We start from the raw sequence: 23,071 nt of genomic DNA on the forward strand, positions 1-23,071 counted from the left end.
CAGAGCGATGCGCGTGGGTCTCGTGTCGATTTAGCGTAAGTTCGCGGGACAAACGCTGGTCGGGTAACTGCCGCATCCGCGCAGCGATACGGGCTTCTTGACTTTGCGAGCAGCGCGGAAGGGATTGCTCGGCAACGGCGGCGCATGTTCGACGGACAGGTTCGCGAGCGACGGCACGAGGTGCCCGCTACCGTTCGATATCGACGGTGCAAGCAGGTCTTGCTGCCTCTGAGGCGTCGCGCCCGCTGCCGCGGCATGGCTAAGTTGCCGCATGTCGTTGCCGATCGCGCTTCCCTTGCGTGGATGGACAAGCCCCGGATCGGTCGACCGATCGATCTCGGGGTAACCCGTGCCGCCGTATGCAAACGCGTCGCCACGGGCCCCCGAATAGGGCGACGAATCTGCGGCCGAGCAGCAAGCAGCATGAACGACCAGTACCAGTACGCAACAGATGGGCAACAGCTTCGTCATGGAGACCTCGTAAACGTACGCCAGCTACGCCGCGGGGAGGCATGGAAGCCCCCCACGCCCTCAGTCAAACCTTGCTCTGGTTCCGATAGATGTAGTAAGCGTACTGATCGTGCCGAAAACGGCTGTATCGGGAGCCGTAGGTGCGATGGCTCGTATTGAGCTTGATCCCGTTGAGAACGACGCCCTTCACACCGACTCCAGCGAGCGCGAGGCGCCTCGTCGACTCTTCAATTTCGCCGAGCCGGTTCACCTCAGCGCGAGTGACGATGAAGACCGTGCCCGCAAGCGCACCTAGCGCCTGCGCGTCCGACACAGGCAGAACCGGCGGCGAATCGATGAGCACGATGTCGTAGCGCTTCCCGACTGTCTCGAGCCCGACGCGCAGCGCCGGCGACAAAACGAGCTCCGACGGATTCGGCGGCAAAGCGCCCGTCGGGATGAAATCGAAGCCACTCCCGATGTCACGTCTCGTGACCTCTTCGATGTTCATCTTCCCGTCAATCCATTCGGATAGGCCGCCCTCACGCGCCACCTGCAGGTACTCGTTCAGGTTCCCTCTATGCAGATCGCCATCGATCAGCAGCACTTTCTTGCCAGCCGCAGCCAAAACCTCGGCGAGGTTCGCAGAAATGAATGACTTGCCAACGCCGGAGAGGGGACCCGCCAACATCACGACATTATTTCGGGCACCGAGCATCGCGAACTGCAAAGCCGTGCGCAAGCTGCGCAAACTCTCGACCGCGGGGTCGTGCGGCTCGCGATCGACGAGCAAACTCAATGGCGCGCCGCTGCGCCGGGATTCGTTCGAAAGCGCTTCCTGAGGGGCGCTGTACGGAACGGTCACCATCACGTTGAGGCCGGTAAGCTGCTCTATTTCGTGAGGATCCGACAGGCCTCCCACGAAGAATTTCCGTATGAGCGCGACGACCACACCCAACACGACCCCCGCAATCAGAGAAACGCCGATGACGAGCGGCGCTTTCGGCTCGACCGGCAACTCCGGCGCCGCGGCATCGTCGACAAGGCGCACCGTACCGGTCTTGCCGGCTTTGATGACTCTCAACTGCTGGGCGTTATTCAGAAGGCCCGTATAGAGCTCTGTGTTCACCTGAACGTCGCGCATCAGCCCGACCGCCTGCCGCTCGACATCCGGCAACTGCCTGATTGCTTCCTCTGATTGCCCGGCCGACGCCTCGAGCGCGTGGATTTGTTCGTCCAATGCAAGCACGGTCGGATGCGTTGCCGAAAAGCGAGTCAACAGATCTTGTCTTTGCACGCGCAGGTCCAGCAATCGCTCCCGGACCCCCGAGGACTGCTGAAGCATCTGTTGTCCTTCTGCGCTGAGGTCGATCGTTCCGTGCTCGTCCCGGAAGCGCGTGTACTTTTCCTCGGAATCCTCGAGCTGCTTCTTGAGTGCAGGCAACTGCTCGTTAAGAAATGCCAGGGACTGCTCGGCGTCGGCGACCTTCCGCTCGATATTCTGTGCGATGTAAGCCTTGCCGAGCGCATGAAGGAGGTCCCTGCACTGAACACGCTGCGCGCAATCGAGTGTCACCGCGATCACCCCCGATTGGGTGGTCTTCTCGAAGATGTTCAGACGGCCCTGCAATTGCTCGATCGCTTGCAGCCGCGAAGCGCGCCTCAGCGTGAAGCGAATACCAGGCTCGGCGGTGACGGACACGACTTTCAGGGAAATGTCGCCGGCGGGAAGATGAAATGTTTCGAGCGCGCCGACACTGCCCTGGAATACCTGCCCGCCCCCCGGGATTGTTAGCTGATACGCGCCGTGGCCAAGGTATTCAAGATCGAACCGTTTGCCGTAAAGGCTTTCGGGAACGTCAAAGGCGCCCACGTCGATCTGCTCTCGCCCCCACGCGAAGCCTCCCCACCCCAAGATGCCAGGGTTGGACAAACCTTTGGCCCTCGATGCGATGAACGTACCGATCACAGGAAAACGCCGAGGCTCGGCACTGAAATATAAGTGAACCGCATCGACTGCTCGCGACACCACGAGCCGAGATCGCAAGATCTCGATTTCGGTCACCGCCTCCGTCTTGATATCGAAGAGCGAAGAGAGATCGCCGAGCAAACTCTTCGCCGAATCCGAAGAAGTTTTTTCGACCTGCAGCAGGAGATCCGCTCGATACACGGGTTTAGCGAACATCGTATACGCCGTCCCCAATAGCAGGGCGACAATGGCTGAAATCAGAATCGGCCAGCGGGCGCCGATCAGGAAATCGACGTAGTCCGTGATGGAGACCCCATCTTCCTCGCGTTGCAAAAAATTGCTCTTTGGCTGATCTAGTGGTTTCATCGCTTTTCCTAAATAGACAGCGCTTGCTCTCAGCTGCTGCACAACTGCACGAGAGAACTCACGAAACGCTCCATCACACGCCGGCGATCGAGATTCGCCATCGCGTACTGACGCCCTTGCATGCCGCACCGGCTCGCAAGTTCGGGCTCGTCGATCATCGCTTCGATCGCCGCGATAAACGACTCCAGGTCGCCTGGCGCCACGGCGACGCCGCATTGCGATGCCACGGTGCCGACCTCCGTTCCTTTCTCCGCGATCGCGACGATCGGCCTGCCGCTCGCCAGCATTCCGGCCAGCTTCGAAGGCATCACGAGATCAGCGACGTCAGCGCGCTGCGGCAACAGATGGACGTCGGCCCAGCGGAGTAATTCCGACAAATGATGAGCGGGCTGCAACGGGAGAAACGTCACGTTCGGCAACCCCGCACAGCGCTCAACCAAGCTTTGCCGTCCCGAGCCTTCACCGCAAAACACGAATCGAATGTCCGTGCGCCGCGCGAGACGTCGGGCGGCGTCGGCCATCACTTCAAGGCCTTGCTTCTGGCCCATGTTTCCAGCGTAGAGACACACCTTCGTTCCGGCGGCAAGGCCCAGCGCTTCGCGATACCGCCCACCATGACGATCGCCGCGATCGCTGCAGGGTTCGGCAATGTCGACCCAATTGGGAAGCGAGACGAGCCTGCGCGAATCTACCCCTTTCGCCTTTGCACGCTCGATCATCTTCGTGGAAATCGACGACACCACATCGAAGCGGCGCATCAACCACCGCTCGACTCCGAGCGCCATTCTCTTGAACCACGTCGATTTCACGAGTCCGAGCCCGATCGCTGCATCGACCTCGTAATCCTGCACGTGGAGCCAACATTTGGCGCCGACGAGCCGCGCGGCAGCAAGCGCGATCGGCGCGCACATCAGGCTCGGCTCGACCACCCATATGACATCGGGCCGCCAGACGAGAAGGCGCGCCATGACCGGCAAAGTGGCCGTCACGAAGCTGGCGTGATGAAGGAGACGTTTGGCTCCGCTCGGCCGAGCCGGCACATAAAGCGGACATCGGTAGACCGTGACGCCTGGCCTCGTGCGCTCGATCGCATATCGATTGCGAAACCCGTCAAAAATCCTCCACCCCGGGTAGTACGGTTGCGCAGCAACAACCGCCGCTTCGCCGCCATGCTCGGTTAGCGACTCGACGAGTTCGCCCGAATACTTCCCTACGCCGGTCAGCTCCGGTGCATAGTTCAAGCTGTAGACGAGAACCCGCAACGGTGTCGTAGCGACGCCCGCGTTCTCGACATGCCCGTGCGCGTGTTCTCGTGCGCGCCGTCTAATCCTACGGTCGACGCGTCCGCTTTTCTCGACATGGCTCACTCTTCGCACTCCAATTCAGCCTGCGACCTCTGCAGGGAACTTTGCCCGTACCTGAGGGGCGGAGAGCGAGTCGGCTTTCCGGCGTCCTCACTCCGGGATTGAGTGCGGAGCCGGTATTCCGTCGGCGACGCGGCGAAGCGTTTGCGGAACATCTTCGCGAGCCGATCGCCATTGCGCATCCCCGTGCACCGTGCAATGTTGTCGACCGGCAGATTCGTCTTCGCAAGCAAGTGGCAAGTCAGGTCCAACCGCGTCTGCAGGAGAAACTCCGACGGTGCGACGCTCATTTCACGCTTGAAGCACCGCAGGAAGTTGCGCTCGCTCATGGCCGCGATTTCCGCGGCATCGGCAATGGTGACGGGTTGCTCGCAATGCGCAAGGAGCCAGCGCGCCGATGCGCGCACCTTGTCGCCAACCGTTTTGCCGTTGGCCTGACTCAGCAGTGGAGCGAGTTCGCTGCCGAAACCCGGAGACAACCGCTCTGCCACCGCGATGGCGACATCGAATCCCCAATCTCGCCTCACTTGCACCAGCGCCGCGCACATCGCCTGATAGGGATCGTCGTTGACGCTCGGTCGCCCGTGCTTGATTTGCCGCTCGACGCTGATCCGGTGACCGAACCCGGACGCATGCTGCCGCCTCGTGCTAGCGGCTCCGAGCGCAGTTCCAGCTCCGAAAGGATCCATCGGCAATGTATTCGGATAGAGAAGACGCACCAACTTGATGAGCCGCCGATCGCGTGCCGCATCGCTCTCGCCTTCCTTGCCCAGGACGAAGGCCGCATGCAGTTCCCCGACCTCGCGCGGATCGAGCCGATCCGTGCATGCCTTCGCCGAAGAAGCGCAGGCGACGTCTCCCCCATCCAGGGATAGTAGGCGAAGGTCGTAGCGCCGGGCCTTGCCCGTCTCGGTATAAACGATCTCATTGGCCGCCTGGAAAACCTCGGTCACCATCGCCAAAGCCAAGAATGAGAAATCCTCGAGCAACAGCAGTCCGATCCGACTGCTATGCCTCGCCACGTTCGGTGCCAAGGCTATCGACCCGTCGGCCCCGGCAGTCTCAACATCGATGTAAGCCATATTCGATCCCCACGATTCAACGGTAGTGCTGCGCCAGAGAGACCCCTTTCTCGTCATCAAACAAACCTGCCGCCCCTGGGCTCGCTCGACCTCCATCTGCGACCCGGGTCCATGCCTGTCACTTCGCCAACACCGCCCCTGTCAGCCCCGCGTCGATCCCCGGCAGGAGCAAGGTGAGGAAGCGGCTGAATCGGACGAGCCCGTTGCCGTCCACGTACACGATGTCCTTCGGCCGTAAGGTGAACTGATTCGCAAGCACCATGGCGACCGGCGAACGTGCATTCAGGTGATAGACCTGCGGCTTTCCGCCGAGAGAACCGCGAATGACGAATATCTGAGCCGCATCGGCGCTTGCGGGATTGATGCTGCCCGCTTGCGAGATCGCTTCACTCAGCGTGAGCTCGCCATTGATCGTCGGCACGGCCGTCGTCGGCTTGTTGACTTCTCCGAGCACGTACGCTCCGTTGTCGTTGCGCGTCGATACCCGCAGCAAATCACCCTTTTTCAAAATGATGTCGGCCGGGTTCTGCCCCCGCGCGATCATTCCGACCAGATCGAGCGGATACGACACGCCATTGCGCACGAGCTTCACTTGACTCTCGTCCGCATTGGCTGTGAACCCCCCAGCCCGGTTGATCGCTTCATACAACGTCATGGGCACATCGTTGATCGGCACGGCACCTGGCGTGCGCACCTCCCCGTCGACGTAGACTTGATTGGACCGGTACGACTCGACGCGCACAGTCACCTGCGGATTCACGTAGCGACCTGGCATCGAAAGCAGTCCGCGCAGGCGCTGCTGGACTTGCTGCACAGTCAGACCGGCCACGTGAAAGGTACCAACGTAGGGGAATTGCAGATCGCCGGCTTCGTCAATGACGAATCCTTGGCCGGGATCGGACGGCCGCGTGGTGGTCTGCTGCTGTGCGCCCATTGCCGCCGCGAGTTCCGGGTGGTCCCAGACGGTGATCTGTAACACGTCGCCCGGGCCCAATAGATAGGGATGCGCAGGCGCAACGAGCGATCGGATCTGATCGGACTCACCGTTCTTCGTTCCCGAGTTCAATTCCTTGATCAGATCGATGGTGATGTCTTCGATCGTCACGGGAAGAGTGACCGGCGGAGTTTGCGCGGTGCCACTCGATACGGGCAGGGTCGGGTTGTCCGTCATCCTCATGCCGGGCGCAACGCCGCATGCGGAAAGCAGCGCTGCGCATCCAATGCCAGCCATCGTCAAACGCTTCATAGGTTCTTCTCCACAACCAGTCAGTCATACTGGTATCGCCACATTGCGACAACCTTCCTGAAAATCACCCTGGGCCGGCCGCCCATGCTGGCCATTCGTCCAGCACGGGCTCAATAGGCGTTCGGATGCACGAAGCCCTTCACGATCGTCGCCACGATGATGCGTATGTCGAGTGCGAATGACCAATTGCGCAGGTAATAAAGGTCGTGCTCGACACGGCGCTGCATCTTCTCGACGCGATCGGTTTCACCTCGCAGCCCGTTGATTTGCGCCCAGCCCGTAATCCCCGGCTTCATCCTGTAGCGATGGATGTAACCGTTGACGATCCGTCCATAGAAGTCATCGTGCTCGAGCGCATGCGGACGCGGTCCCACCACCGACATTTCCCCGCGCAGGACATTGATGAATTGCGGCAGCTCGTCAAGGCTCGTGCGGCGCAAGAACGCACCGATCTTCGTGATGCGGGAATCTTTGCGTGTGGCCTGACGCACTTGGCCAGGCGCCTCCGTATGCACACGCATCGTACGGAACTTGTAAATGGTGAACACGTGTCCGTCCGCGCCCTTGCGCCGTTGCTTGAACAAGACCGGCCCCGGCGACGAAAGCTTGACGGCGATCGAGATCACGAGCAAAAGCGGCGCGAGTGCAAGCAACGCGAACGCAGCGAACATGCGGTCGAATGCTTCCTTTTGCATGCGCGCCCCGGGCGAGAGCGGCGAGGCGACGAGGTTGATCGCCGGCACCCCAATCAGATCGACCATCCCTCCGTTGAAGACTTCGAGACTGCGCACGTCGGGAAATAGCCGAATATTCAGGAGATCGTCACGGAACTCGTTGAGACAATTGAGAATCGTGGATTCATCGGACAGCGGTAACGCTATCCACAGCTCGCGCACACCAGTCGCGCGCACGTGCCCGGCGAATCGCGCGAAATCATCGAACGCAGCTAGGCCCGCGGAGACAGCAGCGGAGATGCCGACGCCGCGCGCATCGAACACCGATACGGCTCGAAAGCCGCTCCCGGTCGAGGCCTCGATCTTGCGAATGATCTGCTCGCTGTGCTCACCGCCGCCGACGACGGCGACCGACCGCAGATTGAGCCCGGCATGCCGCACTCGGGCGAGCGCGGCACCCGCCGCCAGACGCGAAGCGATCATCGCGCTGCCCGTCAGCGTGCTCCAATCAAAGAACCACAGGCGGGAAATCGCACCGCTCGCATGCAATGAAAACATCAGCATGAGGCCCGACGCCTGGACCACCAGCCACGCCAAAGCGACGCGGCTCGCAAGCCCCGTCAAGGAACGCCCCCGCCATGACTGATAGACGCCGAACACCGGGAACATGGCTAACGCCCCAGCCTCGGCGAAGGCCACGAACCCCGCATGGTTCGGGTTGGCAGCGAGCGCATCGAGGCGTATCAGTGAGGCGATTTGCGCACCTGCGAACACCAGTACGACGTCGAGAATTCGCGCAAGCGATCCCGGAATGGCCATAACCCCTCTCCAACATCCACAGTGGATCAGGCGAGAGCACGCCTGCCGCGGCTCGTGCTCCTGCCAGCGAACGACTACGCTTGATTCGCGAGTCAGGCTCTTCCGTAGCTGTCATCAAAGCGCACGATGTCGTCTTCGCCGAGATAAGCGCCCGATTGAACCTCGATGATTTCGAGCGGAAACTTTCCGGGGTTTTCGACACGATGGATGACGCCGACCGGGATGAACGTCGATTCGTTCTCGCTGACGAGGAATTGCTCAGTGCCGCGCGTCACGAGCGCCGTCCCTCGAACGACCACCCAGTGTTCGGCGCGATGATGATGCCGCTGCAACGACAGCCGGCATCCAGGGTCGATCACGATGCGCTTTACCTGGAAGCGCTCCCCTCGATCGAGCGAATCGTAGTAGCCCCATGGTCGCTGGACCTTTCGATGATGATCGGCCTCAGGAGCCGCCTGCGCCTTGATGCGCTCGACGAGGGCTTTCACGTCTTGCACGTGGGCACGGTCCGCCACGAGCACGGCATCATCGGTCTCGACCACCACGACGTTGGTCACGCCCACGCACGCAACGAGCCGTCCCTGCGCATGCGCAAAGCTCGACTTCGCGCCCTCGAAAAAGACACGGCCTTTCGAGACATTTCCATCGGCGTCTTTGTCGAGCGCATCCCAGACCGCGTCCCACGAGCCGAGGTCGGACCAGCCCGCATCGAGCGGCACGGCCACGGCCGGCGCGAGCGCCTCGTCTCCGGCCAGATGCTCCATGACAGCGAAGTCGATCGAGTCCGAAGGCGCTTCAGCAAATCGCTGATCATCGGGGTGGAAGAACACGCCCTCCCGCGTACCGGAATCGACCGCCGCCATGCACGCGTCGTACATGCGCGGCTGCAGCGCCTGGACCATATCGAGCCAGACGGTCGCGAGGACGACGAATATGCCGCAATTCCACCAGTAGACGCCCGATTCAACATATTCGAGGGCGAACTCCGCACGCGGCTTTTCGATGAAGCGCTCGATGGCGAAAGCGCCATCGCCGACCGGCGCTCCGACGCGCATATAGCCGAAGGCGGTATCCGGCCGCGCAGGCGGCACGCCGAGCGCGACCACCGCACCGCGCTGCGCATGATTCGTCGCAATAGCGAGCGAGCGCTCGAACGCATGCAGGTCAGCAATGGCATGGTCGGCCGGCATGGCGATCAGGATCGCGTCGTCACCCTGGGCGGCGAGCACCGCCGCGGCCAATGTCAGTGCCGGCGCCGTGTTGCGACGCATCGGCTCCACGATGAAAGACGCCTCGATCCCGCATGCTCGCATTTGCGCGGCAGTAGCAAAGCGTTGATCGGCGCCACAGACGACAATAGGTTCAGTCGCCGCGTGCCTTGCGGCGAGCCCCAGCGTTCGCCGAACCGTTGCTTGCAGCAACGTATCGTCGCCCAGCAGGTCAATCAGTTGCTTCGGATATTGCTCTCGTGAAAGCGGCCACAAACGAGTCCCTACACCTCCTGCCAGAATGACCGGGGCTAGCGGAAACGCAAAGGGCATCGCAATGCGGCCACTCGTCGAGCCGGCCAGCAGCCCCACCTTGGCCAGAGGGTCGTCTGGCGCGCGATCGTTGTGCAAACCCCGTTGGCTGCCATACGTGACGATGTCAGTTAACCCCTGCTTCATAGTGGCCCTCGTTCGTGGTTCGATCGTCTAAGTTGTGCCGCCCGTCCCCGACGGGCGCTTCTCCGAGCGGTTGCGATACTCGGCGACCCCGGTGTCTCACTGACAATCTGCAGAATGTGTGCCAACGCTCAGGCGATGCGTCCGGAAAAAAAGCGTGAAGGCCGCGATCGCGGCTTCAAGATTGGCGAGTTCTGTCGACCCCGCTCGAAATGGAATCTCAACTGTGATTTATTTTTTCTCGAACGTGTCGACTCGTTACGTAACGATCTCGTAACTCCATGGGTCACGCTCGGAAAAGAATCGTGCCGGCATTCGCCTTCACCTAATCTCGCGCGCACGCGGAGCAGCCGTTCAGGGGGCAAAGTTTGACCATGGCGGGCAACCATCGCGCGGCCATCCTGGCGCCATAAATTTCGGGCGAACGCTAAAGACAGCTGCGGTAGCTGTACCCGCATAGGCGTCGCCCGCCATTTTTTTTCCTTGCCTTGCAAGGCGTCATGCGGGGCGGCATAGTTCGCCGAAACAAGTCTTCGGAGTTGATTCTCCGACAGGGTGACGGGGCTGCCTTTATCTAAAAAATGTTAATGGGGGTCTGCGTGAAAGTCGCATTAATTACAGGCGTGACGGGTCAGGACGGTGCTTATCTGGCCGAATTCCTGCTTAACTACGGCTATACGGTACATGGCATCAAGCGCCGTACATCACTTTTCAATACCGATAGAATCGACCACCTTTACGAGGATCCGCACGAGCCCAATCCCCGCTTTTTGCTGCACCACGGGGACCTGACCGACTCGTCGAGTCTGATCCGCATCATTCAGCACGTCAGACCCGACGAGATTTACAATCTGGCCGCTCAGAGCCACGTGGCTGTCTCGTTCGAAGAACCGGAATACACGGCAAACTCTGACGCGCTCGGCACGCTTCGCATTCTCGAAGCTATCCGCATCCTGGGGCTCGAGAAGAAGACGCGGTTCTATCAGGCGTCGACCTCCGAGCTGTACGGTCTTGTCCAGGAAATACCCCAGAACGAGACGACGCCCTTTTACCCGAGGTCTCCGTATGCCGTCGCAAAGCTATACGCATACTGGATCACGGTGAACTACCGCGAGGCATACGGCATCTATGCCTGCAACGGCATCCTTTTCAACCACGAATCGCCGCTCCGGGGCGAAACGTTCGTCACAAGAAAGATCACCCGGTCGCTTGCGCGCATCAAGCTCGGCTTACAAAAATGTCTTTACATCGGCAATCTCGACGCCAAGCGCGATTGGGGCCACGCGCGCGACTACGTCGAAATGCAGTGGCTGATGCTCCAGCAGGACGAGCCCGAAGACTTCGTCATTGCGACCGGCGTCCAGCACAGCGTGCGTGACTTCATCAACGCAGCCGCGAGAGAGCTGGGCATGCCCATCGCCTGGCGCGGCAGCGGCGTCCACGAGCGAGGCTACGACACGAACGGGAACGTGATCGTCTCCGTCGATCCACGATATTTCAGGCCGACGGAAGTCCAGAGCCTGCTGGGCGACGCCACAAAGGCCCGCGTACGGCTCGGCTGGGCGCCGCGCACCAAATTCGCCGATCTCGTCGCCGAGATGGTCCGTGAAGATCTGCGCAGCGCCGAGCGTGACGAGCTCGTGCGTGAGCACGGCTATGAAACGTTCGCGTTCAATGAATGACTTGCGAAGAGGCCATCCATGAATCAATCGATCGACAGAGACGCGCCGATCTATGTCGCCGGCAACCGAGGTATGGTTGGGTCGGCAATCGTCAGGCGCCTGCATACGCTCGGCTACTCGAACATCGTGACGCGTGACCGCGCTTCACTCGACCTGCTCGATCAGCAAGCCGTTCGGCGCTTCTTTCTGCAGGAAAGGCCGGCGTGCGTCTTCCTTGCCGCGGCCAAGGTCGGCGGAATCTACGCCAATAGCACCTACCCGGCCGATTTCATCTACAACAACTTGTTGATCGAGACGAACGTCATTCATGCCGCGAAGGAAGCCGGCGTCGACAAGCTCATTTTTCTGGGTTCGTCGTGCATCTATCCGCGCGATTGTCCGCAGCCGATACGCGAGGAGTATCTGCTCACCGGGCCGCTCGAAAAGTCGAACGAACCTTACGCCATCGCCAAGATCGCCGGGATCAAGCTATGCGAATCATTCAATCGCCAGTACGGAACGCATTACATCAGCCTCATGCCGACGAATCTGTACGGCCCGAACGACAACTATGACCTGCAGACGAGCCATGTGCTGCCCGCTCTGCTGCGCAAGGCACATGAGGCCAAGCTTCGTGGCGACTCCAGGATCGTGGTATGGGGCACCGGGACGCCGCACCGCGAGTTTCTCTTCGTCGACGATATGGCGGACGCGAGCGTCTTTTTGATGGAGTCCGGCGTGACGGAAGGGATCTTCAACATTGGAGTCGGAGAAGACGTCACGATCCGCGACTTGGCCGAGCTCATCATGCAGACAGTGGGGTTCAAAGGCGACATCATCTTCGATGCCAGCAAACCTGACGGTACACCGCGCAAACTGCTTTCCGTGGAGCGGATGCGGGCACTCGGCTGGCGCGCCAATACCTCTCTCTCGGATGGAATCCGCAGGACTTACGAAAGCTACCTCGACGCTTGCAGCGTCCGAGCCGTCGCTACAGCGGAACATGCACCGGCATGAAAGCAGTTCAGCAGTCGCGGAACATCGTCTCGAGCGCAATGCGTTGTACGGTCCTCTGCGTCGAGTCATACGTCAATAAACATGGCCTCGTATGCGCGTCTTATTCGTCGTCTGCAATCTTGCCGATTACCAGATACCGCGATATCGTGCCATGGCTCAGCTTGCGGCGCGGCGCGCACACGATGTTTCGCTAGTGGAGATTTTTGGGCGTTCGAGGTCAAACAATTATCCGCAGCCCGCGCGCGCCAAATTCTTTGCCGAGGGTCGCGTTAATGCGGTCACCCTGTTCAAGAATCAGGCTCACGGCGACGAGCACTGGCTATCGATCATCGGGCGACTCCGTGAAGTTCTCCGCGCGCGAAGCCCCGATCTCGTCGTTACACTTGGGTATCAGACGAGCTACTCGATCTATCTTTGCGCCCTAAGAATATTCACACAGCGCTTCAAGCTCGTCTATATGTCCGATTCCAAGGCCGACGACGGCAAGCGCCCGTGGCTCAAGGAACGATTGAAGAAGCTACTCGTATCCCGCTTTGACGGAGCCTTGGTCGCGGGAGAAAAGCATCGCGTCTATGCGCGCTCGCTCGGCATTCCCTTCGCGCGCTCGCGCATCGGCTTCGATGTCATCGATGTCGATTATTTTCGGGAGACTGCGCAGCGAGCCAAAGCGGATGCTGCGTACGAGCGCACACGTTTCGGGTTGCCTGAACGCTACGCAATCTGCGTGAGCCGCTTTGTCCATCGCAAGAATGTCTTGCTCGTTGTCGATGCGTTCGCGCGATCGTCTCTCCCGCACCGCGACATTTCATTATTGCTCGTAGGCGAAGGCCCACTGGAAGAGGCCGTTCGAGAGCGGATCAACGCGCTCGGTTTGCGTGAGCGAGTCGTCATCATCTCGAAGATGCCCAATCAGGAGATGCCGACGCTGTATGCGCTTGCCGATTTCATCATTCTCGCGAGCACGTTCGACCAATGGGGTCTCTGCATACATGAGGCCATGGCGACAGGGTGTCCGGCGATTGTCACGTCCACTTGCGGATGTGCCCATGAACTCGTGTACGACAGCGTGAACGGCTTCGTCGTGAGTCCAGGCGATGTCGACGAACTCATACACGCGATGTCCCTGCTTGCCGAAGATCACGGCCTGCGTGGCAACTTCTCGCTCAATGCCGCGAAGGCGGTTGAAGAGTGGACGCCCTCGCTTTTCGCCGAGAATGTTCTCGCGCTTGCCGATGCGGTGGGGGCGGCTCCATGACGGTTCGTGCGCTCGTCATCGAGCCCAATCTTTCAGGCCATCGCTGGCGATATGTCGAGTGGACGCTGGAGACGCTCCGCGAAGCCGGATACGAATGCACCTTGTCGACGGATGTGCGCAACTTCGAGCATCCGCTGATCCAGTCGTACCGGAGCGGTCGATCCGCAATCTCGTTGTCTTGGCTCGAGGACGACCCTGGACCATCGACAGCGCTACGCGCGTTCCTGGCTCGCGTAAAGGACGAATTCGCCTTTCACGCATTGTTCGCATCGGTCTATCGTTCTGTCGCCGAGACGCAGCCCGTCCACCTGGTCGTGGTTCCATACGGAGATTACATTCTGAAGAGCGTGGCGCTCCTCGGTTCTCCGTTTTCCACGACGCCCTGGGTTTGCATCACGATGCGGCAGTCCTTTCATCTGCACCAGATGGGCGTCAAGGTGCCTCGCCGGCGGTACGTCGACTTCGTCAACAAGCATCTGTTCGTCCGTGCGCTTCGCAATGGGAGCCTCAAGGCAGTGCTCTCGATCGACCCTACGCTCGCCCGCTGGCACGCGTCCTCTCCGTACGCCGCACTCCGGACTCGGGTCGACTACTTGCCCGATCCGTTCCCCGAAGTGAATTCCGTCGAAAAGGCGAGAGCCAAAACGCGCCTCGGAATCGACGCGCAAAGGTCAATTCTCGTCTACGGCGCCATATCCGAACGGAAGGGAGTCATAGAACTGCTGAACGCGTGCCTGGCGCTGGATGCTCATCCCCTCGTCATCATTGCGGGCGAACAGGACGAAACTGTCCGCGCCTATCTCCGCTCATTCAGAGCCGTACTCGATGGCCGTGTTAGGGTGTTCGACCATTTCATACCGGCGCAAATGGAGACGGACCTCTTCTCGGCCTGCGATGTCGTTTGGGTCGGCTACAAGCATCACTACGGCATGAGCGGGGTCCTCGTTCAAGCACACCGCTTCCGAAGGATCGTGATCGCGACATCCGCGGGATTGATCGGCTGGTTTGCGAAGCACGATCAAATGGGTCCCCTCCTTCCCAACCTGTTGCCGTCGACGATCGGCGCCGCGATCAAAAGCGCGATCTATCACTGCGAATGGAACATCCCGTTCCGCTGCATCGAGGATGACACGCGAATGCTCGCCCAAAACACCCTCCACGGCTTCAAACAAGCGCTCGCCGCCGCAATCAGTACGGACCGGCCATCTGCCGATGTCAACCACCCCGACGCGAGCCGCCCAGTGGAAACGACCGCAGATGCTCAGGCTCGCGCCGATTGATACGAGGCATCGATCATGAGCTTACGTATCCTCCACGTCGTCGCCACCGTGAATCCCGCGAGCGGCGGGCCAATCGAAGGAATCCTTCAGATGGCGCGCGGACACAAGCGTAACGGCGATACGGTCGAAATCGTCTCGCTCGATAGCCCGAGCGATCGCTCCGTCATAGCTTGCGAGGTCCCCTGTCATGCAGTGGGGCCCTCATTGGGAAAATATCGCTATACGCCCAAACTCATGTCTTGGCTCAGCGACAACGCATCGAGGTTCAATGCCGTCATCGTCAACGGAATATGGAACTATGCGTCGCTAGGCGCATGGCGCGCACTGCATGGCTCGACGACCCCCTATTTCGTCTTCACCCACGGGATGCTGGACCCCTACTTTCGCAAACGATATCCGCTCAAGCACCTAAAGAAATGTCTGTACTGGCCATGGGCCGAATATCGCGTGCTGCGCGACGCAAATGCCGTGTTCTTCACCTGCGAGGAGGAAATGCGGTTGGCGCGCTACTCATTCTGGCCATATGACTGCAAACCGGTCGTCGTCAACTACGGCACGGCGGGTGCCTCCGGGGACGCCATACAACAGCGCGAAGCATTCTTCTCGAAGTTTGCGCATCTTCGCGGCAAGCGCAATCTGCTCTTTCTCGGGCGCGTTCACGAAAAGAAGGGAATTGACCTCACACTTAACGGGCTCGCGCAATGTATGACCGATGCGTCCATTGCGCAGACGGAAGATATTCGTCTGGTCATCGCAGGCCCCGACGACAGCGCATACGCATCGACGATCAAGGATCTCGGCAAGCGTTTGGGCCTCGAAAGTCGAATCACGTGGACGGGTATGCTGAGCGGCGATTTGAAGTGGGGAGCTTTTCATGCCTCGGACGCCTTCGTGCTGAACTCCCACCAGGAGAATTTTGGCATCGCCGTCGTCGAAGCGCTATCCGCAGGACTGCCCACGCTGATCACCAAGAAGGTCAATATCTGGCGCGAAATCGAGCAGGCGCAAGCGGGGTTCGTCGACGAGGACGACGCCTCGGGGACGACCGGGTTGCTGCGTCGATGGCTGCAAACGCCGAGTGAGGAACGACTGGCCATGCGCTTGCGCGCGCGTGAATGCTTCAACACGCGGTTTCACATATCGGCAACATTGCGATCGCTGCAGCATGCCTTTGCAACTTATGGCGTTTATCGCTAGCGATGCATGCGCCTTGGCGAGTACGTCGCCTTCATGTGCCGCGCAACCGGACCGAAGCTGTGTCCAACAGCCGAGTCCGGCAATTGCCGGCGCCCCACCGGGACGCCTCGGAGGATAGATGATCGAACAACCCCAAGCGCATCCATCGAGGCAAGTTGACGCCTTGATCGGATCCAGAACTGGCTTCGACGGAGCGACGTTCACGCTGGGCAATCGCTCGAAGCGTGCCGCGTGGCAAATTTTCCGGCTGCTGTTCTTCAGATTCTCGCCTACCCCCTTCCACCGATACCGATTGTGGATCCTGATCTTGTGGGGTGCGCGAGCATCCATTCGCTCGCGAGCCCATGTGTATCCGGATGCAAAAATATGGGCGCCCTGGAACCTGGAACTCCACGAATACGCAACCATCGGGCCCGGCGTCAATTGCTACAACATCGGGAAGGTGACAGTCGGCAGACGCGCAATTGTCTCCCAAGGCGCTTACCTCTGTACGGCGAGCCACGACTATGAAGACTCAGCGTTCCCCCTCTATGCGCGGCCCATCACCTTGAACGCAGATTCATGGATATGTACCGAAGCCTTCGTCGGTCCGGGGGTTACCGTACATGAAGGCGCCATTCTCGGCGCACGCGCAGTGGCGATGAAGGACCTCGATGCGTGGAAAGTATTCGCCGGTAATCCGGCGACCTGCTTGAAGCAGAGGCGGCGAACGCCGCCGCCGTGAGGTTGTGCGTGACAGCGGCGAGCGGCGCTCCGAGTCCTCTATATCCGCACCTCACCGCTTGCAAAGGTCATTTTCGCGGCGCCGGACAGTGAATCGAACGAACGGTGGCCGCATCGCAAATGAAATTCTGGGAGAGTGACTATGAGCGGGATCTCGGTGCTTATTCTGACCAAGAATGAGGAAAAGGACCTTCCAGGGTGCCTCGAGAGCGTCATCGCCTGGTGCGACGATATTCACGTCTATGATTCGTTCAGCACCGACGGCACAGTCGAAATCGCGCGACTGCTGGGCGCGCGCGTCACCTCCAGGCAGTTCGACAACTGGGCCAGTCATCAAAACTGGGGGCTCGCGAACATCAATTTCAAGCATGATTGGGTGCTCTACATCGATGCCGATGAACGGGTCACCGCGGACCTTGCAACGGAAGCGATCGCTACCATCGCGGAGCCTCAGGATCATGTCGCCTTCGAGGTCAGGCGCAGGGACTTCTACAAGGACCGGTGGCTGAAGCACGTTCAAGCGTCGCCCTACTATGTTCGACTTTTCAAGCCGGCATATGTCCGCTACGAAAGGGTCGTGAATCCCGTTACGATTGTGAACGGGAAAACTGGGCGGCTGAACGCGTACCTCGATCATCAGCCTTTCAGCAAAGGCATCGCACACTGGATCTCGAGGCACAACTCATACAGCTCGCTGGAGGCCGATCAATTTCTGATCAACGCTGCCTCCTCCGAAAGGTTCGAGTTATCTAAAGCGCTGCTCGCGCGTAACTTCCAGGTCCGCCGTTATCATCAAAAAGGGTTGTTTTCCAAATTTCCTTTTCGACCGTTGGTCAAGTTCTTGCTGCTTTATGTGGTCCGCGGCGGCTTTCTGGACGGCAAGCCCGGCTTCTCGTACGCGTTGCTGCAGTCGATATACGAATACCTTATCGTCTTGAAGGTCGAGGAGCGACTCAAGCTGAGGGAAGAGCGCGCGGTCATGCCGGACGATTCGCGAAGTGCGATGCCTAGCGATGCGAATACTTGAGAACGCGTGGCGTCATTGCAGCGGCCAGGCGCCGCCTCGCTCCACGAACGCTGATGGAGACCATTGGGTCGGGGGCCGGCGTCGTCGTTATCCGCCATATTTCCGCTTCTTGTTGCATGCTCGCGAACGAGTCAGCATATTCTCTGGTGCGGATACGCGAAGGCTATTGATCGCGAGCGGAAGCGAAACGTTCGAGTAATACGACGATGACAAGCGCATACGATCAGCAAGTGCTGCCAAGGCAATCCCTCAGGATCATGGCAGCTCTTTCGGCACCGAGCGCCTACTCGCCCGCCGTCGATCGCCTGGCACCTCCCTCCATATTCCACGAGCCATGGTGGCTCGACCTCGCAACCGGCGGGCGCTGGGCCATGGCGAGAGTCATGCACGGGAATCAAGTGCTCGGAGAAATGCCCTATTACCTCGCTCGCAAGGGAGTATGGCGCGTTTCCCCACTGCCACCGCTCACGCGCACGCTTGGGCCGGTCATCAGGCCGATGGGTCTCGATGCGGCGCATGAACTGCGGCATCGCCTGCGTGTCACCTCGCAACTGATCGAACAGCTGCCCGCTGTCGATAGCTTCTTTCAGGTGTTCGATTGTCACGTTCAGGACGCGGTTGCTTTCGCCCTACACGGCTTCACAGTCTCGGCGCGCTATACGTTTCAGGTGGGTGCTCCTTCTACGGCAACGGACGTATGGGACAGAATGCACAGCAAGACGCGGAACGCGATTCGTAATGCAAGTCGGACATTGAAGGTGCAGCCGTTCGACGCGCCAAGTCAATTCCTCCAGTTTTACGAGTCCAACCTTGCCTCACGATCGCGCTCGAACGCATATGGTAGTGACGCCATGAGCGCCCTCTTGCATGCCACCCTCGAGCGTCGTGCGGGGCGTCTCATCGGGGCATACGATAGCGGAGGCCTGGTTGGTGCGATCGGGCTTGTCTGGGATAGGCACACCATGTACTACCTGCTCTCGTCGCGCGCCGCGCGTGCCCATAGTGGCGCAATAAGCCTCTTGCTCTGGACCGCGATACAGGATGCCATCGAACGCAAGCTCACTTTCGATTTCGATGGGTTCGCTGGCGCGTCCGGTTTCAATTTCCTGAACGGCTTCGGTGGAACACTCAGACAAAGACTGGGCGTCGAACGCCTGAGCACGGGCTACGCGCTCGCGCAAACCCTCAAGCGCAGAATCGTGGATGGCCCGCGGCCCGTATTCATGCCTAACCTCTAATCTCAACTCAATATCGTTGATTTCTCGCTGCCTGCGGGGGAGACAGACGGGGGCGTGGCCGGCGTCGACACTCCGGCGAGCGACTCCGCGAGCTCGATTGCGTTGGTCGCGAAGAGCTCCGGCATCCAGCGACGAATTGACGATTTGGCGTTCTCGGAGAACCGTCGGCGCAACGTAGCATCCGTCGCCAATCGCTCGATGCGATCCGCCAATGCCGTCGCATCACCAGGCTCGATGACAAAGCCGTTCACGCCGTCCAGCACGAGTTCGTCCGCCACGCCGCACGTCCCCGTGACGATCGCGGGCCTGCCCGCCGCGAAAGACTCGTTGATGCAAAGGCCCCACTGGTCGTATGCGCTCGCGAGCACGACGAACTCGGCGAGCGCATAGATAGCCGGCATGTCCGGATTCGCCACGGAGTTCACGATGGTGACGCGATCGGTCAACTGCCGCCGGCCGATTTCGTCACGTAGCTCACTCTCGCACGGCCCTTGCCCGACGAGCACGAGGGAATAGCCGTCCTCGTATATCCCCGACCGATGGAATGCGTCGATCAAGACATCGATGTTCTTGCGCTTCACGAATCGACTGACACACAGGACGTAGCGCTCGGGTAGCGCGAAGCGCTGCCGAACCTCCGCCGCATTTGCCAGCGCCGCATGCGACGCTCGGGAAAAATAGTCGACATCGATCACATCGAATCCGATCCTCGAGCGCGTCAGCGGAATGCCGAGCGATCTTGCGTAGGCCCGGTGCTTCTCGCCGGCGACCAACGCACCGTCGAACGTGGAAACGACCATCCGCTTCAAACGTTCCTTGATCGCGTATCGCGTGCCGTCGTCGGATTTCGAGTCCGACATATAGATCAGTGCGAATCGCCGCCTCAGCAACCTCAGCAGCCAAAGAACGACGGAATAGCTCGTGTTGTACCCGAGCGTCACGACGACGTCGGGCTCGAATCGTTGGACGGCCGCAAGCAAGCCGGCGCCGACGCGGTACCAGTGCCCGTCATCCTCACCGGCATCTTCAATCAGCGTGACGACATTGGACGGCTTGGCGCCAAAAAACGCGGCACGACGCGCTTGCGGAAAGCGGTACGGCCCGGATCGTCCGAATACTTCGACGAGCGCAACCTCGTGCCCGCGAGCGATCGCTAGCTCGGCAAGCGCTTCATATCGTGGCACGTGATAATCACCCAGATTGCCGATCACGAAGAGCAGACGCATTGACTCATCGATCCTTGAAGTGAAGTGGGAGACGCTTGGACGTCGTTTGCATCTCGCGGACAGCGGCCAATGTTGCCGATGCTTCCGACGGCATCGCCAAGCCGCCATGATGAAATCTTAGCCGCAGGTGCTTGCCATACCCTCGGGCGGCCCCCGATTGGGACACAATATGGCGTGTCATTCAACGCTCGGCAACTACGATCCGTTAAAAGGCGGATACGTACTGTCGACCTCCTAATGAAGCGTCGATGCGCTTCCGTTTTCGGCCGCTCTCGACGATCGCTGCAGGGTTTGAAAGTCCCCAGGCTCGCGATATGAGAAGAAGACTTCCTTCCAACGGTGGAATCGCTTCTCGAGCAGATGCCAGCTTAGAAGCGCCATCAGAACCGACGCGGCAAGGCATGCTGCCGAGAAAGCAATCTGCCACGGGATCTGGCTTCCGAACAGCAGGCGCGGCGTCCCCAACGCCTTGACAGCGGCCTCGCGAACAAGGGGATGGAGCACGTACAACGCGTAGCTGTACTTGCCGAGAAAAGTGAGCGCGGGATGACTAAAAAGGGGGTGCCGTTGCGACCCGTACGCTGTGTAGACGAGACCGACCGCTACGAGCGCAACAACGGTCAGGCCAACCGTATAGATCCATGGGCTCGATTCTACGTGCCCACCCATTACGGCGAGCCCGCATACAAGCGTCACAAACGCCAGCGGCATACCTCTCATTAGCCACCCTTCAAAAACCAGCCCACGCTGCACGGCGATCGCCAGCAAGGCGCCAGCCAACAGTCCGTCCAGCCGCGCGAGAGTGAACACCCAAATGGTATCGGCGCTAACACCCGAGGCAGCCATGCCGATGCGCAGCACCAGTGCCAACGGCAGGAGCACGAGGCAAACGCGACGAACGACAGCCACCGGGAGATACCGGATTACCAGTGGCCAAATCACATAGAACTGCTCTTCGATGGCGAGCGACCAAAGATGCCCCGCCCCTGCTCCAAAGAAAACGCCGGCGAATGTCTGCTTGATATTCGACAGGTAAAGAACGAACCAGGGCCAGCTCGCCTGCACAGCTTCGGCCTTGGCCCGCTCGTCCCCTACGCCGTGATGCGAAACCAACGGAAAAATCACCCAAAAAAGCAGGGCAAGATAGCCGTAGTACAACGGGAAAATACGCAGCGCCCTTCGCCCATAGAACACGCCAAAATAACGCGATGCCTCCTTGGAGCGCAGAAGGATGCCCGTTATCAGGAAGCCCGACAGCGCAAAAAACAGATCGACGCCGATCCAACCCGTCATCGCCAGTCGATAGAACAGTCGGTCCGCCGGCAGTTCCGACACAAGGTCAACGTGTGCAAAGTGATACAGCATGACCAATAGCACTGCGAGTCCGCGCACACCATCCAAAGTGGAAACATGTGTCCCGTGTTCTCGCATCTCGAAATCCCTTGATGATGTGCCCTGTCAGACAGTTAAGAAACCCTCATGCGGCCTTCATGCGTGGCTAGCCCTTGTAGACGGTGTAGTGGGCAGACGACGTCGTTCTATCCGGCGGAATCTTCGAGAGCAAAAGGCGTGCGACTTTGTCGACTGGGTGTTGCACCACCGCGCTACATAGCCGCGCGCATCCGTATGACAGCACGATAGTCGCCGCCACGACTAGCGGATATCGAATCAGTGCGTCGACTTCACTGTGTGCTGCAAGGGGGCCGTCCGCACTGAAAAGCCGCATGCTTAAGAATATGAAAATGAAATGTGAGACATAAATGCCGTAGCTTTCCCGTCCGATTGACAGGAGCGGACGCGCATTGAGCCAATTCGGGCGATTTCCGGAGAGAATGGCGATGATGCCCGCGGCTCCGATCGCCGACGCAACCGGAGCTAACACCGGGCATTGCTCACGCCCCGTTCCGAGCACCAGCGTTGCCGTCAGCCCGGCCACGATCAACGCGAATGCAGTTCCTATTCCCATCGGTCCGAGGGGAGCGCCACGCAGGACCGTCGGACGCGCAGCGAACCATAGCCAAATCCCGATGACAAAACAAGGGATCTGCGTTGCCGGCCAAAAGTAAAGATACGAATCATTGGCGATAGACGAAAACCGCCCGCCGGACGCCCAGGAAATTGCCATGAAGCAGGCAGCGACAATACCAGCCGCCGTCATGCCCATCCGCAGCGGCGATTTGATGAAAAAGAACAGGAGCGGCGCGGCTGCGTAGAACAACATCTCCTCGCCAATCGACCAGCCACCCGGCACTACGTCGTTTACCGCGCTCGGGACGAACGTGTGCACAAACAAGATATTCGCCAAAATATCGGATATATCATGCTTTGCCAACACAATGGTAGTGGCGTGCAGCTTCGACCTCGCCAGCCAATCGACGCAGGCGTATAGCGCGATCGCGCAATAGTATAACGGCGCAGTTCGAAAAAACCGTTTGACATAGAACCGCAGTGTCACTTCTCGAGTCGTGTAATGTTTTTTGACATCGGCATCAAGCGTCATGAAGATCGTGACCGCGCTGATGACGAAGAAAAGTTGTACGCCGAACTGGCCCATTTGCGCGAGCACCCGCGCCCATCCAGGCAACAATGGAAAGCAGAGGCTCACGTGTACCGCGATGACGCCCATGGTCGCAAAGGCCCTTCCGATATCGAGCCCAGGCTGTCTATTTTCCATCCCGACTTTCCTCGTTTACGAGACGCGGAGGGACCGCCATCAAGCCGGTCGACGCAAATAAGAAGCGTTATTCAGCGAGCGGCAACTGTAACGATGAAAATGACGTATAGGAGCGGTAGCATCTTTGACACGTCGTCCG

Annotated in this window: 18 protein-coding genes; 8 read left to right on the forward strand and 10 right to left on the reverse strand. The window is 59.8% G+C overall.

The window, feature by feature from the left end; all coding sequences use genetic code 11:
- Positions 1–30: 30 nt before the first annotated feature.
- The 7 genes from C9I57_RS12085 to C9I57_RS12115 form a co-directional block, all read right to left on the reverse strand.
- Positions 31–471, reverse strand: a complete 441-nt coding sequence (locus C9I57_RS12085; protein ID WP_107150891.1) for a hypothetical protein — start codon at positions 469–471, stop codon at positions 31–33.
- 64 nt (positions 472–535) lie between these two features.
- The gene (locus tag C9I57_RS12090; protein WP_107150892.1) at positions 536–2,785 is read right to left on the reverse strand and encodes a polysaccharide biosynthesis tyrosine autokinase; all 2,250 of its coding nucleotides are present in this window, start codon (positions 2,783–2,785) and stop codon (positions 536–538) included.
- Between the two features lie 29 nt (positions 2,786–2,814).
- On the reverse strand, positions 2,815–4,152 hold the full coding sequence (locus tag C9I57_RS12095) for a glycosyltransferase WbuB (protein ID WP_107150893.1): 1,338 nt from the start codon (positions 4,150–4,152) through the stop codon (positions 2,815–2,817).
- Complete coding sequence (locus C9I57_RS12100) at positions 4,149–5,231, reverse strand: helix-turn-helix domain-containing protein (protein WP_181321807.1); 1,083 nt, start codon at positions 5,229–5,231, stop codon at positions 4,149–4,151. Before C9I57_RS12100 ends, C9I57_RS12095 begins: the two co-directional genes overlap by 4 nt.
- A 118-nt stretch (positions 5,232–5,349) precedes the next feature.
- Complete coding sequence (locus C9I57_RS12105; protein ID WP_107150895.1) at positions 5,350–6,477, reverse strand: polysaccharide biosynthesis/export family protein; 1,128 nt, start codon at positions 6,475–6,477, stop codon at positions 5,350–5,352.
- 110 nt (positions 6,478–6,587) lie between these two features.
- Entirely contained in the window at positions 6,588–7,970 is a 1,383-nt protein-coding gene (locus tag C9I57_RS12110) for an undecaprenyl-phosphate glucose phosphotransferase (protein ID WP_107150896.1), read from the reverse strand.
- 92 nt (positions 7,971–8,062) lie between these two features.
- Positions 8,063–9,511: a mannose-1-phosphate guanylyltransferase/mannose-6-phosphate isomerase gene (locus C9I57_RS12115; RefSeq protein WP_258187618.1), complete on the reverse strand. Its 1,449-nt coding sequence runs from the start codon at positions 9,509–9,511 to the stop codon at positions 8,063–8,065.
- A gap of 710 nt (positions 9,512–10,221) precedes the next feature.
- Between C9I57_RS12115 and gmd the strand changes: the two genes are divergently transcribed.
- The 8 genes from gmd (at position 10,222) to C9I57_RS12155 (ending at position 19,032) form a co-directional block, all read left to right on the forward strand.
- Positions 10,222–11,316, forward strand: coding sequence for a GDP-mannose 4,6-dehydratase (gene gmd, locus C9I57_RS12120; RefSeq protein ID WP_107151072.1), 1,095 nt, complete (start codon positions 10,222–10,224; stop codon positions 11,314–11,316).
- 18 nt (positions 11,317–11,334) lie between these two features.
- Entirely contained in the window at positions 11,335–12,312 is a 978-nt protein-coding gene (locus C9I57_RS12125) for a GDP-L-fucose synthase family protein (protein ID WP_107150898.1), read from the forward strand.
- Positions 12,313–12,403: 91 nt separating this feature from the next.
- The gene (locus C9I57_RS12130; RefSeq protein WP_107150899.1) at positions 12,404–13,567 is read left to right on the forward strand and encodes a glycosyltransferase family 4 protein; all 1,164 of its coding nucleotides are present in this window, start codon (positions 12,404–12,406) and stop codon (positions 13,565–13,567) included.
- Entirely contained in the window at positions 13,564–14,847 is a 1,284-nt protein-coding gene (locus C9I57_RS12135; RefSeq protein ID WP_107150900.1) for a group 1 glycosyl transferase, read from the forward strand. Before C9I57_RS12130 ends, C9I57_RS12135 begins: the two co-directional genes overlap by 4 nt.
- 15 nt (positions 14,848–14,862) lie before the next feature.
- Entirely contained in the window at positions 14,863–16,044 is a 1,182-nt protein-coding gene (locus tag C9I57_RS12140; protein ID WP_107150901.1) for a glycosyltransferase, read from the forward strand.
- 118 nt (positions 16,045–16,162) lie between these two features.
- Positions 16,163–16,768, forward strand: coding sequence for a putative colanic acid biosynthesis acetyltransferase (locus C9I57_RS12145; RefSeq protein ID WP_258187609.1), 606 nt, complete (start codon positions 16,163–16,165; stop codon positions 16,766–16,768).
- Between the two features lie 141 nt (positions 16,769–16,909).
- Positions 16,910–17,794 carry a glycosyltransferase family 2 protein gene (locus tag C9I57_RS12150; protein ID WP_107150903.1) on the forward strand — a complete coding sequence of 295 codons (885 nt, stop codon included), beginning with the start codon at positions 16,910–16,912 and terminating at the stop codon, positions 17,792–17,794.
- 257 nt (positions 17,795–18,051) lie between these two features.
- Complete coding sequence (locus tag C9I57_RS12155; RefSeq protein ID WP_258187610.1) at positions 18,052–19,032, forward strand: GNAT family N-acetyltransferase; 981 nt, start codon at positions 18,052–18,054, stop codon at positions 19,030–19,032.
- Between the two features lie 2 nt (positions 19,033–19,034).
- Here C9I57_RS12155 and C9I57_RS12160 read toward each other — a convergent pair whose 3' ends face one another.
- The 3 genes from C9I57_RS12160 to C9I57_RS12170 form a co-directional block, all read right to left on the reverse strand.
- The gene (locus tag C9I57_RS12160; protein ID WP_107150905.1) at positions 19,035–20,258 is read right to left on the reverse strand and encodes a glycosyltransferase family 4 protein; all 1,224 of its coding nucleotides are present in this window, start codon (positions 20,256–20,258) and stop codon (positions 19,035–19,037) included.
- Between the two features lie 234 nt (positions 20,259–20,492).
- Positions 20,493–21,689 (reverse strand): acyltransferase family protein, encoded by a 1,197-nt coding sequence (locus tag C9I57_RS12165; protein WP_107150906.1) that lies wholly within the window; start codon positions 21,687–21,689, stop codon positions 20,493–20,495.
- 67 nt (positions 21,690–21,756) lie between these two features.
- Positions 21,757–22,932, reverse strand: a complete 1,176-nt coding sequence (locus C9I57_RS12170) for an acyltransferase family protein (protein ID WP_107150907.1) — start codon at positions 22,930–22,932, stop codon at positions 21,757–21,759.
- Positions 22,933–23,071: the final 139 nt, after the last annotated feature.

The organism is Trinickia symbiotica, from assembly GCF_003028655.1.
GTDB classification, from domain to species: domain Bacteria; phylum Pseudomonadota; class Gammaproteobacteria; order Burkholderiales; family Burkholderiaceae; genus Trinickia; species Trinickia symbiotica_A.

Bases quoted from the DNA above. Each gene is read 5' to 3' on its own strand.
- C9I57_RS12085 (WP_107150891.1), bottom strand. From the start codon at position 471: ATGACGAAGCTGTTGCCCATCTGTTGCGTACTGGTACTGGTCGTTCAT.
- C9I57_RS12090 (WP_107150892.1), bottom strand. From the start codon at position 2,785: ATGAAACCACTAGATCAGCCAAAGAGCAATTTTTTGCAACGCGAGGAA.
- C9I57_RS12100 (WP_181321807.1), bottom strand. From the start codon at position 5,231: ATGGCTTACATCGATGTTGAGACTGCCGGGGCCGACGGGTCGATAGCC.
- C9I57_RS12105 (WP_107150895.1), bottom strand. From the start codon at position 6,477: ATGAAGCGTTTGACGATGGCTGGCATTGGATGCGCAGCGCTGCTTTCC.
- C9I57_RS12110 (WP_107150896.1), bottom strand. From the start codon at position 7,970: ATGGCCATTCCGGGATCGCTTGCGCGAATTCTCGACGTCGTACTGGTG.
- C9I57_RS12115 (WP_258187618.1), bottom strand. From the start codon at position 9,511: ATGCCCTTTGCGTTTCCGCTAGCCCCGGTCATTCTGGCAGGAGGTGTA.
- gmd (WP_107151072.1), top strand. From the start codon at position 10,222: ATGGGGGTCTGCGTGAAAGTCGCATTAATTACAGGCGTGACGGGTCAG.
- C9I57_RS12125 (WP_107150898.1), top strand. From the start codon at position 11,335: ATGAATCAATCGATCGACAGAGACGCGCCGATCTATGTCGCCGGCAAC.
- C9I57_RS12130 (WP_107150899.1), top strand. From the start codon at position 12,404: ATGCGCGTCTTATTCGTCGTCTGCAATCTTGCCGATTACCAGATACCG.
- C9I57_RS12135 (WP_107150900.1), top strand. From the start codon at position 13,564: ATGACGGTTCGTGCGCTCGTCATCGAGCCCAATCTTTCAGGCCATCGC.
- C9I57_RS12140 (WP_107150901.1), top strand. From the start codon at position 14,863: ATGAGCTTACGTATCCTCCACGTCGTCGCCACCGTGAATCCCGCGAGC.
- C9I57_RS12145 (WP_258187609.1), top strand. From the start codon at position 16,163: ATGATCGAACAACCCCAAGCGCATCCATCGAGGCAAGTTGACGCCTTG.
- C9I57_RS12150 (WP_107150903.1), top strand. From the start codon at position 16,910: ATGAGCGGGATCTCGGTGCTTATTCTGACCAAGAATGAGGAAAAGGAC.
- C9I57_RS12155 (WP_258187610.1), top strand. From the start codon at position 18,052: ATGGCAGCTCTTTCGGCACCGAGCGCCTACTCGCCCGCCGTCGATCGC.
- C9I57_RS12160 (WP_107150905.1), bottom strand. From the start codon at position 20,258: ATGCGTCTGCTCTTCGTGATCGGCAATCTGGGTGATTATCACGTGCCA.
- C9I57_RS12165 (WP_107150906.1), bottom strand. From the start codon at position 21,689: ATGCGAGAACACGGGACACATGTTTCCACTTTGGATGGTGTGCGCGGA.
- C9I57_RS12170 (WP_107150907.1), bottom strand. From the start codon at position 22,932: ATGGAAAATAGACAGCCTGGGCTCGATATCGGAAGGGCCTTTGCGACC.